Annotated in this window: 16 protein-coding genes; 11 read left to right on the plus strand and 5 right to left on the minus strand. The window is 63.5% G+C overall.

Features of this window, described 5'->3' with window-relative positions; translation table 11 throughout:
- Together ACWGS8_RS15640 and ACWGS8_RS15645 are read right to left on the minus strand one after the other, a co-directional pair.
- Positions 1–1,284: NAD-dependent succinate-semialdehyde dehydrogenase (locus ACWGS8_RS15640; RefSeq protein ID WP_454581769.1), on the minus strand; the 1,284-nt coding region annotated here is incomplete at its 3' end.
- 131 nt (positions 1,285–1,415) lie between these two features.
- Positions 1,416–1,907, minus strand: a complete 492-nt coding sequence (locus tag ACWGS8_RS15645; protein WP_454581770.1) for an Lrp/AsnC family transcriptional regulator — start codon at positions 1,905–1,907, stop codon at positions 1,416–1,418.
- Positions 1,908–1,990: 83 nt separating this feature from the next.
- Between ACWGS8_RS15645 and ehuR the strand changes: the two genes are divergently transcribed.
- The 11 genes from ehuR to ACWGS8_RS15700 all read left to right on the plus strand — a co-directional run bounded on the left by ehuR (position 1,991) and on the right by ACWGS8_RS15700 (position 13,186).
- Positions 1,991–3,376 carry a MocR-like ectoine utilization transcription factor EhuR gene (ehuR, locus tag ACWGS8_RS15650; RefSeq protein WP_454581771.1) on the plus strand — a complete coding sequence of 462 codons (1,386 nt, stop codon included), beginning with the start codon at positions 1,991–1,993 and terminating at the stop codon, positions 3,374–3,376.
- Positions 3,377–3,521: 145 nt separating this feature from the next.
- Positions 3,522–4,307, plus strand: coding sequence for an ectoine/hydroxyectoine ABC transporter ATP-binding protein EhuA (gene ehuA, locus ACWGS8_RS15655; protein WP_454581772.1), 786 nt, complete (start codon positions 3,522–3,524; stop codon positions 4,305–4,307).
- A gap of 82 nt (positions 4,308–4,389) precedes the next feature.
- On the plus strand, positions 4,390–5,241 hold the full coding sequence (ehuB, locus tag ACWGS8_RS15660; RefSeq protein WP_454581773.1) for an ectoine/hydroxyectoine ABC transporter substrate-binding protein EhuB: 852 nt from the start codon (positions 4,390–4,392) through the stop codon (positions 5,239–5,241).
- A 204-nt stretch (positions 5,242–5,445) separates the two neighbouring features.
- The gene (ehuC, locus tag ACWGS8_RS15665) at positions 5,446–6,105 is read left to right on the plus strand and encodes an ectoine/hydroxyectoine ABC transporter permease subunit EhuC (protein ID WP_454581774.1); all 660 of its coding nucleotides are present in this window, start codon (positions 5,446–5,448) and stop codon (positions 6,103–6,105) included.
- Complete coding sequence (gene ehuD, locus ACWGS8_RS15670) at positions 6,105–6,764, plus strand: ectoine/hydroxyectoine ABC transporter permease subunit EhuD (protein WP_454581775.1); 660 nt, start codon at positions 6,105–6,107, stop codon at positions 6,762–6,764. Before ehuC ends, ehuD begins: the two co-directional genes overlap by 1 nt.
- A gap of 3 nt (positions 6,765–6,767) precedes the next feature.
- Positions 6,768–7,547: an ectoine utilization protein EutA gene (gene eutA, locus ACWGS8_RS15675; protein ID WP_454581776.1), complete on the plus strand. Its 780-nt coding sequence runs from the start codon at positions 6,768–6,770 to the stop codon at positions 7,545–7,547.
- 5 nt (positions 7,548–7,552) lie between these two features.
- Positions 7,553–8,542, plus strand: coding sequence for a hydroxyectoine utilization dehydratase EutB (gene eutB, locus ACWGS8_RS15680; protein WP_454581777.1), 990 nt, complete (start codon positions 7,553–7,555; stop codon positions 8,540–8,542).
- On the plus strand, positions 8,539–9,531 hold the full coding sequence (locus ACWGS8_RS15685; RefSeq protein WP_454581778.1) for a cyclodeaminase: 993 nt from the start codon (positions 8,539–8,541) through the stop codon (positions 9,529–9,531). The genes eutB and ACWGS8_RS15685 overlap by 4 nt, the downstream gene beginning before the upstream one ends.
- Before the next feature lie 134 nt (positions 9,532–9,665).
- Positions 9,666–10,844 (plus strand): ectoine hydrolase DoeA, encoded by a 1,179-nt coding sequence (gene doeA / locus ACWGS8_RS15690; RefSeq protein ID WP_454581779.1) that lies wholly within the window; start codon positions 9,666–9,668, stop codon positions 10,842–10,844.
- 5 nt (positions 10,845–10,849) lie between these two features.
- A complete protein-coding gene (gene doeB, locus ACWGS8_RS15695) occupies positions 10,850–11,851 on the plus strand; it encodes a N(2)-acetyl-L-2,4-diaminobutanoate deacetylase DoeB (protein ID WP_454581780.1) in 1,002 nt (333 codons plus the stop codon).
- Between the two features lie 213 nt (positions 11,852–12,064).
- A complete protein-coding gene (locus ACWGS8_RS15700) occupies positions 12,065–13,186 on the plus strand; it encodes an acyltransferase family protein (RefSeq protein WP_454581781.1) in 1,122 nt (373 codons plus the stop codon).
- 379 nt (positions 13,187–13,565) lie between these two features.
- Here ACWGS8_RS15700 and ACWGS8_RS15705 read toward each other — a convergent pair whose 3' ends face one another.
- The 3 genes from ACWGS8_RS15705 to ACWGS8_RS15715 are packed head-to-tail and all read right to left on the minus strand — an operon-like array spanning position 13,566 to position 15,410.
- Positions 13,566–14,015: a MaoC/PaaZ C-terminal domain-containing protein gene (locus ACWGS8_RS15705; protein WP_454582199.1), complete on the minus strand. Its 450-nt coding sequence runs from the start codon at positions 14,013–14,015 to the stop codon at positions 13,566–13,568.
- Positions 14,012–15,088: a Gfo/Idh/MocA family protein gene (locus ACWGS8_RS15710; protein ID WP_454581782.1), complete on the minus strand. Its 1,077-nt coding sequence runs from the start codon at positions 15,086–15,088 to the stop codon at positions 14,012–14,014. Before ACWGS8_RS15710 ends, ACWGS8_RS15705 begins: the two co-directional genes overlap by 4 nt.
- Positions 15,081–15,410 (minus strand): L-rhamnose mutarotase, encoded by a 330-nt coding sequence (locus ACWGS8_RS15715; protein WP_454581783.1) that lies wholly within the window; start codon positions 15,408–15,410, stop codon positions 15,081–15,083. The genes ACWGS8_RS15710 and ACWGS8_RS15715 overlap by 8 nt, the downstream gene beginning before the upstream one ends.
- Between the last annotated feature and the right edge of the window lie 13 nt (positions 15,411–15,423).

Consider the following 15,423-nt stretch of genomic DNA (forward strand, 5'->3'; position numbering starts at 1 on the left):
CAGGCCATATTCGGTGGCATTGGCACGCTCGATCACCTCGTCCTCGTCGTCGAACGGCGTCACCGCGGCGACCGGCCCAAAAGTCTCCTCGCGCATGATCAGCGCCGCGTCGGGAACATCGGTCAGCAGCGTCGGCTGGTAGAACAGCGGTCCGGCCTGATGCCGCTTGCCGCCGGCGAGGCAGCGCGAGCCACGGGCGATGGCGTCGGCGACCTGCTCCTCGACTTTCTGGACGGCGCGCTCATGCATCAGCGGTCCGATGTCAGTCATGTCGTCAAGGCCATTGCCGGTCCTCAGCGCCTCGATCCGCCTCGCGAGGGAAGCGCAGAAGCGATCGTAGAGCGGCCGCTGGACGTAGATGCGGTTGGCGGCGAGGCAATCCTGGCCTGACGTGGCGAATTTGGCGTCGATGGCGATGTTCACCGCTTTGTCGAGATCCGCGTCGGCAAAGACGATCAGCGGTGCGTGGCCGCCAAGCTCCATCACCAACCGCTTCATCGTCGGCGCACTCTGCGCGGCAATCAGCCTGCCGATCTCGGTCGAGCCGGTAAAACTCATGGCGCGGACGCGTGCGTCCTCGCACATGCGCCCAACGATCGTCGCGGCCTTGCCGGTGACGATGTTGAAGACACCCGCCGGCAGCCCGGCGCGCTTGCCAAGCTCGGCCAGCGCCAACGCCGACAGCGGCGTTTCCGAGGACGGATGCGCGACGATGGTGCAGCCGGCGGCAAGGGCCGCGGCCGCCTTGCGGGTCAGCATGGCCGAGGGGAAATTCCATGGCGTGACGATGCCGACGACGCCGAGCGGCTCGCGTCGCACCATCATTTCCGCATTCGCCAGATGGCAGGTGACGCTCTCGGCGTTGAGGCGCTTGGCTTCCTCCGCATACCATTCGACGAAAGAGGCGGCATAGTCGATCTCGCCGCGCGATTCCGGCAAGGGCTTGCCCTGTTCCAGGGTCATCAGCAAAGCGAGGTCGTCTTTCGCGGCGATGATCAGCTCGAACCATTTTCGCAGGATTCTTGACCGCTCTTGCGGCAGCAGCGAGCGCCAGGCCGGGAAAGTCCGCGCGGCAGCATCGATCGCCTTTGTCGTCTGGCGCGCGTCGAGTGCGGCGACGAAAGCGACGGTGGTGCCTGTCGCGGGATCGGCGACTTCGAAACTTTCCGCCGCCTCGCTCGCCGTCCAGTGGCCGTCGACATAGGCGAGTTCGCGCATCAGACGGCGGTCGGCGAGGCGGTCAAGCGCCTCATGGCGATGCGTACGGGCAAAATGCGCGGACATGGTCGAAGCCTCCCCGGTTCGGTCTGATCCGGGGAGACTATCCATCTTGGGCGGACAGAGAGGCTGTTTGGGTGTCCTGCAGTAGAGATATTGTCTCTATTGTGCCGCCTCTGCAGACGATTTCTCCGGCATTACGGCGACGCGGGCAGCAACTCGGCGATGGGAAGTGCGACCTCTTCCTTCACCGTCTTGGTGACGATGTAGGTGAAGTAGCGGTCGATGCCGATCTCGCGTTCGAGCAAGCCGTCGACCAGCCGCTGGTAGGCGTCGATGTCACGCGCCATCACCTTCAGCACATAGTCGACGCCGCCGCCCACCGACCAGCAGGCGACGATCTCGGGGATATCGCGGATGACGCGCTCGAAGCGGTCGAAATCGGCCTGGCGGTGGCTGGCCAGCGTCACTTCCATCAGCACGGTGGCCACCGGCGCCACGACGCGCATGGCGATCCTCGCGTGATAACCCGAGACGATGCCGGCCTTCTCCAGCTTGCGCAGGCGCATCCAGCATGGGGTCGGCGACAGTCCCACCTGCTCGGCCAGCGCCAGCTTGGTGATGCGCCCGTCGCGCTGGATGGCGTCGAGGATTTTGAGGTCGATGGCGTCGAGTTTCGCAGCAGTCATCAGGGCCCACTTTTTCGTCCACAGTACCATGATGGCGCATTATTTCGATTGTCAATTGCACTGATTTCGATCTCTAATAAGTCATGACATTGTGGCAACCCGATCCCGCGCTCATAAGGCGGCCAGCCTATCAATCGCTGGCCGACCAGTTCGCGCGCGCCATCCATGACGGGCGCCTTGCCAATGGCGCGCGGCTGCCGACACACCGCCGGCTGGCCGCCGACCTCAAGCTGTCGGTACAGACGGTCAGCCGCGCCTATGAGGAATTGATCCGGCGCGGCCTGATCTCGGGCGAGATCGGCCGCGGCAGCTTCGTCCAGACGCAGCGCCGCGAGCCGGAGCCGCCCTATCTGCCCGAGCGCCTCGGCGAGGTCATCGACCTCTCCATCCTGAAGCCGGTCTGCGAACCGATGCATCTGGAGCGGCTGAAACAGGCGCTGGGCTGGCTCGCCGAAAACCTGCCGTCGAGTTCGGCGCTGTCCTTCCGGCCCAACATGGTGTTTCCGCGCCATCGTGCGGTGGCGGTCGAATGGCTGAAATTGTGCGGACTCGACATTTCGGCACAGAACATCAGCCTGACCAATGGTGCCACCGCCGGCATGACGGTGGCGCTGATGAGCGTGGCGCCGCCTGGCTCGACAGTCGCCACCGAGGCGATCGGCCACCACACGCTAGTGCCGCTGGCGCGCTATCTCGGCTTCAACCTCCAAGGCCTGCCGATCGACGGCAATGGCCTGATTCCGGAGGCGCTGGACGAGGCCTGCCGGCTTTCCGACATCCGCGCGGTGTTCGTACAGCCCTCGGTGATCAACCCCACGGCAACCCTTATGGATGCACGGCGGCGCGAAGAAATCGCCGCGGTTGCGCGCAAGCACGATATCGCCATCATCGAGAACGACGTGCTGGGGCCGCTGGTCGAGGACCGGCCGCCGCCGGTCGCCGCCTTTGCCCCGGAGCGCACGCTCTACGTCACCTCCTTCACCAAGATCACCGTGCCCGGCCTGCGCATCGGCTATCTCGCTGCACCCGACCGCTATGTCGCCGCCGTCGCCAACCGGCACCTGGTCTCCAACTGGATGGCAACGCCGCTGGTGGCCGAGATCGCCACCAAATGGGTGACCGACGGCACCGCGATGGAACTCGTGCGCTGGCAGCGCGCCGCATTGCGGCGGCGGCAGGATATCGCCGCCGAAGCATTGGCCGGGATCGACTATCGTGCCCGGCGCGACGGACTGCATATCTGGCTGCAACTGCCCGACGACCGCGCCGAGGAGGGTTTTGTCGCCCAGGCCCGGCTGCAGGGCGTGGCGATCGCGCCGGGCACATCCTTCCGCATTTCCGACGCGCCCTGGCATCCGGCGGTGCGCATCTCGCTGGGCTCGACCACCGAAGGGGAACTGCGCGCCGGCCTCGGCGTTGTCACCAAGCTCTTGCTTGGCGATCCGGAACATCTGCTGTTGGCAATCTAGCGAGTGCGCCGCTCTCCTCGGCACCGATTGCTCAACAATTGTGCGGAATGGGAAATATTGTCATGATATTATTTTCCCGATTGACATGATTTGGCGCGTTCCGCATCGTTAAGGGCACAGGCTTCTCCAGCACGGGGAAATTCATTTGTCCGCACCCATTATCAAGGTCGACGCCATTTCGAAGAGCTTCGGTGCCTTCAAGGTGCTGGACGGCCTGTCGATGCAGGTCATGCCGCGTGAGAAGCTGGCGCTGATCGGTCCGTCCGGCTCGGGCAAGACGACGATCCTGCGCATCCTGATGACGCTGGAGCGCATCGATGGCGGCCACATCCAGATCGAGGGCGAGCAGCTCTACCACATGGAACGCAATGGCCAGCTGCTGCCCGCCGACGAGCGCCATCTGGCCAGGATGCGTCAGAAGATCGGCATGGTGTTCCAGCTGTTCAACCTGTTTCCGCACAAGAGCGTCATCGACAATGTGACGCTGGCGCCGATACTAACCAAGGGCACGCCACGCCCTGCCGCCGAGAAGCGGGCGATGGAACTGCTCGACATGGTCGGCATGGCCGACAAGGCCAAGGCGATGCCGGCGCAGCTGTCGGGTGGTCAGAAGCAGCGCGTGGCGATCGCCAGGGCGCTCGCTCTGCAGCCCAAGATCATGCTGTTCGACGAGGTGACGTCGGCGCTCGACCCGGAACTGGTCGAGGAGGTGCTCAACGTCTTGTGGCGGCTCTGCGCCGAGACCGACATGACCATGCTGCTGGTCACCCATGAGATGGGTTTTGCCCACGACTTCGCCGACCGGGTGCTGTTCTTCGATCGCGGCAAGATCGTTGAGGAAGGCAAGCCCGACGAGATTTTTCGCCATCCCAAGCAGGAACGCACGCAAGGCTTCCTGAAGAAGATCATCGCGGCCGGACATCGCGTCTGACCGCTTTGCGGGGCGGCAGATCGCCCCAGACAAACCAAGGCAAGAAGCCAAAACCAAGACAAGAAACAAGGAGTTGGGAACAATGAAGAAACTTGGCATTCTGGCCGGCGTCGCCGGCGTTGCACTGACGGCGGTGCTGGCCGGCGCGATCCCGGGCTCGGCCGACGACAGCAAGCTCGAACAGTTGAAGGGACAGGGCTTTGCCCGTGTCGCCATCGCCAATGAGCCGCCCTATACGGCGGTCGCCGCGGACGGCAAGGTCTCGGGTGCCGCGCCGGACGTGGCGCGCGAGATCTTCAAGCGGCTGGGCGTCGCCGACATCGTCGCCTCGATCTCGGAATATGGCGCCATGATCCCCGGCCTGAAGGCCGGCCGTTTCGATGTCGTCACCGCCGGCCTGTTCATGAAGCCCGAACGTTGTGCTGCGGTCGCCTATTCCGAGCCGGTGTTGTGCGATGCCGAGTCGATGCTGGTGAAGAAGGGCAATCCGAAAGGCTTCAAGGGGTACGAGGACGTCGCCAAGGATACATCAGCCACGATCGGCGCGCCCGGCGGCGGCACCGAGGAGAAGCTGGCGCTCAACGCCGGTGTGCCGCGCGAACGCGTCATCGTCGTGCCGGACGGCCAGAGCGGCCTGAAGATGGTGCAGGACGGCCGCATCGACGCCTATTCGCTGCCGGTTCTGTCGATCAACGATCTGATGAAAAAGGCCAATGATCCGAACCTCGAAGTCATCGCGCCGGTGCAGGGCGCCCCGGTTTATTGCGACGGCGCCGCCTTCAAGAAGGGCGACGAGGCGCTGCGCGATGCCTTCGACGTCGAACTGGCCAAGATGAAGAAGTCGGGCGAGTTCGCCAAGATTATCGAGCCCTACGGTTTCTCGGCCGCCGCCGCCATGTCGACGACGCGCGACAAGCTCTGCTCGGCGAAGTGATTTTTCTTCTCCCCCGTTCAACGGGGAGAAGGTGTCACGAAGTGACGGATGAGGGGCGGCGCCATACCTTCATAAGTTCGCGCTGCCCCTTATCTGCCTGCCCGTCCTACGCAGCAGCTGCGCTGCAGCTACGGAGGGTAGTAGACCGGCATCTTGTCCCCGTTCCACGGGGAGAAGGGACCAAGATCAAACGTTGGAACCTAGATGACCCAGTGGTCCGGCTATCTCGGCCTGATATTGCAGGGAGCGCTTGTCACCATCGAGCTGACGCTGATGGGGTCGGTGCTTGCTCTGATCATGGCCTTTCTTGCCGGGATGGGGCGGCTGTCGCGCTTCTTCGCGTTGAGGGCGCTCGCCACCGCCTATATCGAATTCTTCCGCGGCACCTCGATCTTCGTGCAGCTCTTCTTCGCCTATTTCGTGCTGCCGCTGATGGGCCTCGAACTGACCCCGTTGCAAGCCGGCGTGCTGGCGCTGGGATTGAACGTCGGCGCCTATGCCGCCGAAGTGGTGCGCGGCGCCGTGCAGTCGATCGGCCGCGAACAGCATGAGGCCTGCATCGCGCTCAATCTCGGCCGCTGGCAAGGCCTGCGCCATGTCATCCTGCCTCAGGCCTTTCTGGTGATGCTGCCGACCTTCGGCAACAATGCCATCGAGCTGCTCAAGGCCACCTCCGTGGTCTCGCTGATCTCGCTCGCCGACCTCACCTTCCAGGCGCAGGTGGTGCGCGCCCAGACCGGCAACACGATGGTGCCATTCGCCACCATCCTGGTCATCTATTTCATCCTGGCGTTGCTCATTTCGTGGGGCGTCCGCTCGCCGGAACGCCGCATGGCGCGCGGCCTTGATGGAGTGCGCGTCTGATGGAATGGGACTGGGATTTCGTATGGCAGATCATGCCGACGCTGATCCAGGGGGTGAAGGTCACTATCCTGGCGACGCTGCTCGGCTCGGTGCTGGCGGCGATCGTCGGACTGGGCATTGCGCTGGCGCGCCGCTCGCCCAATAAGGCCGTGTCACGCACCGTCGGCTGGGCGGCCGAATTCATCCGTGGCACGCCGCTTCTGGTGCAGCTCTATTTCATCTTCTACGTGCTGCCCGACATCGGCATCTTGCTGCCGCCGCTGGTCGCTGGTGTCATCGGGCTCGGCCTGCATTACGGCACCTACACGGCTGAGGTCTACCGCGCCGGCATCGACAATGTACCGCGTGGCCAGTGGGAGGCCGCCAAGGCCTGCAATCTCAACGCCAGGCAGACCTGGACCCACATCATCATTCCGCAAGCCATCCCACCAATGATCCCGGCGCTGGCCAACTATTTCATCGCCATGTTCAAGGAAACGCCGCTGCTGTCGGCGATCACCGTGCTGGAATTGATGAACCAGGCCAAAAGCGTCGCCAACACTTACTATCGTTACATCGAGCCGATCACACTGGTCGGCGCCTTTTTCCTCGCCATCAGCCTTTGTTCGGTCGTGCTGCTACGCTGGCTGGAACGCCGTTATGGCAAGATCGAGAGATAGCCGATGAAACCTTTGCCCGAGATCAAGGTCTATCCGAAACGGCCCTCGCTCGATGACCGTCCGCTCGACAAGCGCGTCGGCCTGATCATCCTCGCCACCGACCACACGACCGAACCGGATTTCCGCTGCATGGTGGCGAGCGAGCGCATCGGCGTCTATGCCGCGCGCATCCCCTATGCCAATCCGACGACGCCGGAAAATCTGCGCAAGATGCAGCCGGCGCTGACGGCGGGTGCTGCCTTGATCCTGCCCGACGAGAGGCTCGACGCCATTTGCTACTCCTGCACGTCGGCCTCGGTGGTGATCGGCGATGCCGAGATCGAGGCGGCGATCCAGGCGGCCAAATCAAGCGTTCCGGTGGTCACTCCGCCAATGGCCGGGGTGCGCGGGCTGACTGCCTTCGGCGTGCGCCGGATCAGCATTCTGACCCCTTACACGGTCGAAACCTCCAGGCCGATGGCGGCCTATTTCGCCGCGCGTGGTTTCGAGATCGCCAGCTTCACCTGTCTCGGTTTCGAAGACGACCGCGAGATGGCGCGCATCCCGCCGGCAGCCCTTGTCGATCTCGCGCGGCAAGTGACCCACCCACAGGCCGACGCCTTGTTTGTGTCCTGCACGGCGCTACGCGGCGCGCTTGCGGTCACCGGCATGGAAGAGGCGATCGGCCGTCCTGTGGTGACCAGCAACCAGGCGACAGCCTGGAACTGCTTGCGGCTGTGTGGCGATGAGACGCCGCGCCCTGAGTTCGGGCAACTGATGACGCTTCCTCTGCCGCGCGATTGATGACCATGGCGACCGTCTCCCTTAACGATATCCGCGCCGCTCGTGCCCGCATTGCCGGCAAAGTCGAGTGCACGCCGATCGCAACATCCTCGAGCCTTTCGGAACGTCTCGGTGGTGTGCCCATCCATCTCAAGCTCGAGCATCGCCAGGCCACCGGCAGCTTCAAGCTCCGCGGCGCCTCGAATGCCGTCGCCTCGCTCAGCGCGGAGGAAAGGGCGCGCGGTGTCATCGCGGCCTCGACCGGCAATCATGGCCGGGCGCTGGCGCATGCGGCGAAGCTCGAAGGCATGCGCGCGGTGATCTGCATGTCGCGGCTGGTGCCCCAGAACAAGCTGGACGAAATCAGCCGGCTCGGCGCCGAGGTCCGCATCGTCGGCAACAGCCAGGACGATGCCCAGCAGGAAGTCGAACGGTTGGTGGCTGAGGAGGGGCTGGTCATGTTGCCGCCTTTCGACCATCCCGCCATCGTCGCCGGGCAAGGCACGCTCGGGCTGGAGATGATCGAGCAGGTTCCTGATGCCAGTCTCGTGCTGGTGCAGCTTTCAGGCGGTGGCCTGGTCTCCGGCGTTGCCGCAGCCGTGAAGGGCGTCAGTCCGGGCATAAAAGTGATCGGGGTTTCGATGGCGCGTGGTGCCGCGATGAAGGCGAGCCTCGATGCCGGCCGGCCTGTCCTGGTGGAAGAACTGCCGACGCTGGCGGATTCGCTTGGTGGTGGTATCGGCCTCCACAACAGGCTGACCTTCGCCATGTGCCGCGACCTGCTCGACGATGTCATCCTGCTCAGCGAGGACGAGATCGCTGCAGGCATCCGCCATGCCTATGCGCAGGAGCGTGAGATCGTCGAGGGCGCCGGCGCCATCGGCATCGCCGCGCTGCTCGCCGGCAAGGTCAAGGCGAAAGGGCCGGTGGTCGTACTTCTTTCCGGCCGCAACATCGACATGAACGCGCATCGCAGGATCGTCTGCGGCGCGGCAATCGGGGAGCGCGCCGCATGAGCCGTATGATGATTCTGACCGAAGCCGAGCTGCGCAAGATCGTGACGCTCGATCTCGATGCCGTCGCTTGCGTCGAGAACGCTTTCCGTTCGCTGGCGACGTTGCCGGTGGCGATGCCGCCGATCCTGCGCCTCGACATCCCGGAGCATCGCGGCGAGGTCGACGTGAAGTCCGCTTATGTGCCCGGTATCGACGGCTTCGCCGTCAAGATCAGCTCTGGCTTCTTCGACAATCCAAAACTCGGTCTGCCGAGCGGTGGCGGCATGATGGTGCTGCTTTCGGCAAAGACCGGTGTGGTCGAGGCGCTGCTGCTGGACAATGGCTACCTGACCGATGTCCGCACCGCCGCTGCCGGCGCGGTCGCGGCGAAGCATCTGTCACGCGAGGACTCCACCGTGGCGGCGATCTTCGGCGCCGGCTTGCAGGCAGGTCTGCAGTTGGAAGCACTGCGCCTTGTCAGGCCGATCGCGGAAGCCCGCATCTGGGCGCGCGACGCCGCCAAGGCCGAAGCCACTGCTGCTCGCTTGCGTGAAAGACTGGGCATTACCGTGCGCGCCGAGCCCGATGCAGCAGATGCCGTTGCCGGCGCCGACATCATCGTCACCACCACGCCGTCGGCCGAGCCGCTAATCAAGGCCGGCTTCGTCGCCGCCGGCCAGCACATCACCGCCATGGGCTCGGACGCTGAACACAAGAACGAGATCGCGCCCGCGATCCTGCGCATGGCCGACCTCTATGTCGCCGACAGCGCGCGCCAGACGCGGCGTCTGGGCGAACTGCATCATGCCATCTCGGCAGGGGTCATGGCCGCCGAGGAAGAGGTGACCGAACTCGGCCAGATCATCGCGGGCGAACGACACGGAAGACGCTCGGCCAGCGATATAACCATCGCGGACCTGACCGGCACCGGCGTGCAGGACACGGCGATCGCCACGCTCGCCCGCGACCGCGCGCGGGCGGCCAATGCCGGAACCATTTTTGAGAGCTGATGCTCGCCGCAAAGCATGATCCGGAAAAGCGGGAACCGGTTTTCCGATCAGATCATGCTCAAGCAAAAATTCCTGGAGCCGGTTCAACAAAGTTGAAACGGGCTCCAGGGCCAAACAAACGAGGAACAAGAACAATGCAACCGAACCTGAAATTCTCGCGCGGCGAATTTGCGGATCGCCTCGCCAAGACGCGGAAAGCCATGGAGGCCAGGGGCGTCGACCTCCTCGTTGTCAGCGACCCCTCCAACATGGCCTGGCTGACCGGTTATGACGGCTGGTCCTTCTATGTGCACCAGGCGGTCATCGTGCCGCCATCGGGCGAGCCCGTCTGGTATGGCCGCGGTCAGGACGCCAACGGCGCCAAGCGCACCGCCTATCTCGCGCATGACAACATCGTCGGCTACGCCGACCACTATGTGCAGTCGACCGAACGCCACCCGATGGATTTCTTGTCCAGCATGCTTTCCGATCGCGGTTGGGGCAAGCTCACCATCGGCGTCGAGATGGATAATTACTGGTTCTCGGCCGCCGCCTTCGCCTCGCTGCAGAAGCATCTGCCCAATGCCCGCTTCGTCGACGCCACGGCCCTGGTAAACTGGCAGCGTGCGGTGAAGAGCCCGACCGAGATAGACTATATGCGCAAGGCCGCCCGCATCGTCGAAGCCATGCACCAGCGCATCTTCGACAAGATCGAGATCGGCATGCGCAAATGCGATCTCGTCGCCGAGATCTATGATGCCGGCACGCGCGGCGTCGACGGTATCGGCGGCGACTACCCGGCGATCGTGCCGCTGCTGCCGTCCGGCGTCGACGCCTCGGCGCCGCATCTGACCTGGGACGACCAGCCGATGAAGCGGGGCGAGGGTACCTTCTTCGAAATAGCCGGCTGCTACAACAGGTACCACTGCCCGCTGTCGCGCACCGTCTTCCTCGGCAAGCCAACGCAGGAATTCCTCGATGCCGAGAAGGCGACACTGGAAGGCATGGAGGCAGGGCTTGCCGCCGCAAAGCCTGGCAACGCTTGCGAGGACATCGCGAATGCCTTCTTCGCCGTCTTGAAGAAATACGGCATCGTCAAGGACAACCGCACAGGCTACTCGATCGGTCTCTCCTATCCGCCGGATTGGGGCGAGCGCACGATGAGCCTGCGTCCCGGCGATCGCACCGAACTCAAGCCCGGCATGACCTTCCATTTCATGACCGGCCTCTGGCTGGAAACGATGGGGCTGGAGATCACCGAGTCCATCCTGATTACCGAAACCGGTGTAGAGCGCCTGGCCAATGTGCCGCGCAAACTGGTGGTGAAGAATTGAGCCCGATGTCCAGCCTCCGCCCATCACCGATCGCGCCGACCGTCGATTTCGACCGCGACGGCGTCCAGCATGGTTTTCTGCGCTTGCCCTACAGCCGCGACGACTCGGCCTGGGGTTCGGTGATGATCCCGATCTGTGTCATCCGCAACTGCAAGGGGCCGACGGCGCTGCTGTCCGGCGGCAATCATGGCGACGAGTATGAAGGCCCGCTGGCGCTCTACGACCTTGCCCGCACGCTCGACCCCAGCCAAGTCAGCGGCACGGTGATCATCGTGCCGGCGATGAATTATCCAGCCTTCCGCGCCGGCACGCGGACCTCGCCGATCGACAAGGGCAACATGAACCGCAGCTTCCCCGGCCGGCCGGACGGCACGGTAACGGAAAAGATCGCTGACTACTTCCAGCGTGAATTGCTGCCTCGCGCCGACATTGTCTTCGACTGCCACTCCGGTGGAAAGACACTGGACTTCGTGCCGTTCTGTGCGGCCCACACTCTGCCCGACAAGGCGTTGGAGCAGAAAGCCTTCGATGCGGTGGCGGCATTTTCGGCGCCGTTCTCGATGCGCATGATCGAGATCGACTCGGTCGGCATGTACGACACGGCGGCGGAGGAGATGGGCAAGGTCTTCGTCAGCACCGAGCTTGGCGGCGGCGGCACCTCGCGCGCTCAAACGGTGCGGATTGCACGGCGTGGCATACTCAATGTGCTTCGTCATGCGGGCATCGTCGCTGGTGCGGTCGAGAAGGGCGGAACTCAATGGTTGGACATGCCGTCGGGCGATTGCTTCTCCTTCGCCGAGGAGGACGGCATGATCGAAACCATGGTCGATCTCGGCGAGCCCATCGAGAACGGCGCGGTGCTGGCACGAGTCCATTCGGTTGGCCGCACCGGCATTGCCCCGCAGGAGATCCGGGCAAAGATGTCAGGCATGCTGGCGGCGCGGCATTTTCCCGGACTGGTCAAGGCTGGTGACTGCGCGGCGGTGGTTGCCGTCGAGGTCGATTGAGGGAAGGCGGCTGCGTCCCGGCACCTGCCGCGCGGTTTCCGGCGGTTGCGGCCGGCCGCGCCGGATTTTCTCCATCTGATGGAAGTGTAAATTAACGAGACGCAGACAAACTGGGCATTGGCAAGCGGACCCTCGCACTGCTGCCATCGTTGCGGGCATTGGACCGCGCGACATGGCGATGATCGTTGAACGCCCGGGCGCCTGGTCTGAATCATGAGATCTTCGACTGGAGAACACTATCCGGCGCTGGACCATGTTCGTGGCCTTGCGGCCTTCCTGGTCTTCAGCTGGCATTTCCTCCACCAGTCTCCCGAGGGACCGGTGCCCTATGGTTTCATACCCGCTGTGCCCATCTTCAGCCTGCTGGATGAGGGGTTCACCGGCGTTTCATTGTTCATGACGCTCTCCGGCTACCTGTTCGCAAAGCTGCTTGACGGGAAACAGGTCAGCTATCTGCCCTTCTTCGCCAACCGGGCGCTGAGGCTGCTTCCGCTCCTGCTGGCCGTGATAGCCATCGAGGCTTGCCGCGTATCCATGGCGGGCCAGCCCCTGGGCGGCTATTTCACCGACGTCGGGAAGGGGGTGATCTTTCCCACCCTCCCGAACGGCGGCTGGTCGATAACCGTGGAAGCCCACTTCTACATCCTGCTGCCGTTCCTGCTGATGGCGTCCAGACGCTTCCTGTTCGCCCCTTTGCTATTCATCGCGGCAGCCATTCTGCTGAGGTGGGCGCTTTACGTGCAACTCGGCGAGGTACAGTCGGCGGCGGCGTGGACCATCATTGGCCATGCCGATCAGTTCCTGGCCGGCATCCTAGCCTTCCATCTCCGCGCCCATGCGAAGGACCGGCACTGGCTCGCGCTGACCGTCCTGCTGGCCTTTTCGGGGTTCTTCTGGTGGTTCGATGCCGCCGGGGGATTTTACCAGCTAGCGCGCTATCCCTCGCCGCACTGGATATGGATCATCCTGCCGACGGTGGAGGCGGCGGCCTATTCGTTTGGGATCGCCTACTATGACACCAGCTTTCCAAGGCAGCGAACAGGCCTGCCGTTCAAGATCCTGGAGAAGGCTGGCGCCTACAGCTATTCGATCTATCTCCTGCACCTGTTCTTCGTCATGCAGTTGGCGTCGTTCATAAACCTGAACATCATGGGCATAAGCAATTTCTACATTGCCTGCCTCTGGTCCTTGCTGTGCTTTCTGGCGACGATCCCGATCGGCTATCTCAGCTACACCTGCATCGAAGCGCCGTTTCTGCGCCTGCGTATGCGATATGCGGGGCCGGCTGTTGCTGATCCGGTCCTGTTCAAGGATCGGCCGGCCACGGCAGCATAGGCGCCGCGCCTCGGCCGGGCAGCGCCCTGCAGAAATATCTGACAGAGATCACATCGGCCCGGGCTTCTCGCCATCAACGTTGGCTAGCCTGCAGCGGGTTTGGTGCGGTTCGTACGCGACGATACTCATATCCAATTTGGCGGTTTTCCACTACGCTGGAGTCCGCGTGTCAGGGGAGCATCGATTGCGTGAATTTGCGGAAGGCCTGATCGAGAGGCCGCAGTGAGCGTTCTGCGCCGGCTCCTTCGCAAAGGAAGCGACACGCTCGTCAATGCGATAGAGGGCGGCGGCCTGTCGCGAAAATCATAGTCGGGATGGTCCTGCTGCTCGGGATGGAGCGCATCACCGCACGCGCCACCGGTTCCTGGCAGACGCTGCCTCAGGCCGGCTTGCGTTCGACGATGTAGATGTGGTCAGCGGCCAGCACGACTTCGCCGCGCTGGTTGATCACCTCGCAGCGCTCGATTACCCGTCCCGAGCCCGGCCGCTTGGGATCGTCTTCTTTGGCCGTGACGGTGGTGCGCGTGCGGATCGTGTCGCCGATGAACACCGGCTTGATGAAGCGCAGCCGATCATAGCCATAGGAGAAGGCGACGGGGTTGACGATGCTCGCCGTCAGCCCGATACCGACCGAGAACACCAGTGTGCCATGCGCGATGCGCTGGCCGAATGGCGTCGTCTTCATGTACTGGGCGTCCATATGGTGCGGGAAGAAATCCCCGGTGTGGCCGGCATGGACGACGAAGTCGGTCTCGGTGATGGTGCGGCCGCTGGTCAGCCGCGAAGAGCCGATCTCATAGTCTTCGAAATAGGTGGTCTGTTCCATCAGGGTCTTTCCGCGATTGGCGTGGCCGGCGCCGCGCTCGATCTATAGCCGGCTTCCACCAGCGCCATGGTGCTCCAGGCGTCCTCTGCCGAGCTGACCAGTTCGTCGTCTTCTCCTGATGCAAAGCGCTGCACATTGGCCATGCGCCCGACGAAGGCGTCGGGGAACCATTCGCCGGCAAGCGGTACCGCGATCCAGCCCGTTCCGCCCTTCGGATGGATTTCCAGAATGTCCGGTTCGCCCCGGGGATAATCGAGGTTGAGACCGAGCTTGAGATAGGCCGCACCCTCCGTACCGCAGATGCGGAACTCGCAGGCCTGGTGGCGGCGACCGAATTTGTGGTCATGGTTGATCGACAGCGCGCAGCGTACCGCGTCGCCATAGTCGAGAATGGCGCTGGTGCGCGTCTGCGCCACCTTGTGGTTGGGATGGCCAAGGGTCTTGGCGTGAACGCCTTTGGGATCGCCGAGCAATTGCCGGATCAGGTCGAGATAATGGATCGAGTGCATGGCAATCTCGACGCGCGGCGCCTTGAGCAGGAACTCCCACAACTCCCACGGCGTCGCCAGCGCCAGCCAGGCATCGAAGTCGACGACCTCGCCGAGCCAGCCCCTGGCGATGGCATCCTTGAGCGCCAGCATCATTGGCGCGAAACGCAGCTGGAAGTTTACGGCCGCCTTGAGGTTGTTGGCGCGGCAGATTTCGAGGATTTCGGTGGCCTCGCCGAGATAATTGCCCATCGGCTTCTGGATCAACGCGACCGCACCGTCCGACAGGGCTTTCAGGATCTCGGCGTGCCGTCCCGGCGGGGTCGCCAGATCGAAGATCGCATCCTGGACGGATGCGGCTTCGTCGACCGAACGGAACGCCGTCACGCCCCATTTGTCGGCCAGGGTTTTCGCCTTGGCCTGGTCCGGATCATAGAGGCCGGCAATCGGAAAGCCGGCTTTGCGATAGGCGGGAAAATGCGCGTCGCCGACGATCGATCCGGCACCGAAAGTGACGATCGGGCGAGGCTTCGAGGGTTTTGGCCACGACTGGACGAGTAAGGCAGGGTCGAAACCGCCTTCAGTCATAGTGGAAGACCTCGTCCATGCTGGCCCACCATTCGCCCTCCTTGCGGGTCGTGAGCGGCTCCTGGCATGGTATGCAGACCGCCCACCATTCCTGCGTCTTCGGGTCGGCGGCCATCTTGGCCATGTCGGCCGCATAGTCGGTACCGTGATATTCGAAATAGGAAAACAGCAGGTTCTCCGGTCGCTTCAGATAGATCGAATAATTCTTGATGTTGCAGGCCGAGATCATGGTCAGCACGTCGGGCCAGACGGCGGCATGCAGGCGGACATACTCCTCGACCTTTTTCGGCTTCAACCCCAGCACCATGCCCATCCGCTGCATATCCGTTTCTCTC

Source organism: Mesorhizobium sp. 43Arga, assembly GCF_053714255.1.

Bases quoted from the DNA above. Each gene is read 5' to 3' on its own strand.
- ACWGS8_RS15715 (WP_454581783.1), bottom strand. From the start codon at position 15,410: ATGCAGCGGATGGGCATGGTGCTGGGGTTGAAGCCGAAAAAGGTCGAG.
- eutB (WP_454581777.1), top strand. From the start codon at position 7,553: ATGGCGACCGTCTCCCTTAACGATATCCGCGCCGCTCGTGCCCGCATT.
- doeB (WP_454581780.1), top strand. From the start codon at position 10,850: ATGTCCAGCCTCCGCCCATCACCGATCGCGCCGACCGTCGATTTCGAC.
- eutA (WP_454581776.1), top strand. From the start codon at position 6,768: ATGAAACCTTTGCCCGAGATCAAGGTCTATCCGAAACGGCCCTCGCTC.
- ehuC (WP_454581774.1), top strand. From the start codon at position 5,446: ATGACCCAGTGGTCCGGCTATCTCGGCCTGATATTGCAGGGAGCGCTT.
- ehuB (WP_454581773.1), top strand. From the start codon at position 4,390: ATGAAGAAACTTGGCATTCTGGCCGGCGTCGCCGGCGTTGCACTGACG.
- ehuR (WP_454581771.1), top strand. From the start codon at position 1,991: ATGACATTGTGGCAACCCGATCCCGCGCTCATAAGGCGGCCAGCCTAT.
- ACWGS8_RS15685 (WP_454581778.1), top strand. From the start codon at position 8,539: ATGAGCCGTATGATGATTCTGACCGAAGCCGAGCTGCGCAAGATCGTG.
- ACWGS8_RS15645 (WP_454581770.1), bottom strand. From the start codon at position 1,907: ATGACTGCTGCGAAACTCGACGCCATCGACCTCAAAATCCTCGACGCC.
- ACWGS8_RS15700 (WP_454581781.1), top strand. From the start codon at position 12,065: ATGAGATCTTCGACTGGAGAACACTATCCGGCGCTGGACCATGTTCGT.
- ACWGS8_RS15710 (WP_454581782.1), bottom strand. From the start codon at position 15,088: ATGACTGAAGGCGGTTTCGACCCTGCCTTACTCGTCCAGTCGTGGCCA.
- ehuD (WP_454581775.1), top strand. From the start codon at position 6,105: ATGGAATGGGACTGGGATTTCGTATGGCAGATCATGCCGACGCTGATC.
- doeA (WP_454581779.1), top strand. From the start codon at position 9,666: ATGCAACCGAACCTGAAATTCTCGCGCGGCGAATTTGCGGATCGCCTC.